The following is a 264-nucleotide window of genomic DNA, read 5'->3' as shown; positions in this document are numbered from 1 at the left end:
ACCGGCACCATTTCGCACCTCATCAGCGAGGCCTGGCAGAAAAGCTCGAATGTGAAGTTCACCCACGTGCCGTTTCGCGGCATGGCGCAGGCCATGCCCGACCTGCTGGGCGGGCGCATCGACATGTACATGGGCTCCATCCCCACGCTGCTGTCGCACATCCAGTCGGGCAAGGTGCGCGCCATCGGCGTGACCACCGCGAGCCGCTCCAAGCTGCTGCCCGACGTGCCGACCTACACCGAATCCGGCATCAAGGGCGTGGAG

At 65.5% G+C, this 264-nt stretch carries 1 protein-coding gene; it reads left to right on the top strand.

All coding sequences use genetic code 11. From position 1 onward, the window contains the following. Positions 1-264 (top strand): Bug family tripartite tricarboxylate transporter substrate binding protein (locus VJI93_RS08950; RefSeq protein WP_324009348.1); only part of this gene is annotated, 264 nt, incomplete at both ends.

It is taken from the genome of Parvimonas sp. M20 (assembly GCF_035282425.1).
Lineage (GTDB): Bacteria > Bacillota > Clostridia > Tissierellales > Peptoniphilaceae > Parvimonas.
This window is presented reverse-complemented; position numbering and strand designations above follow the sequence as displayed.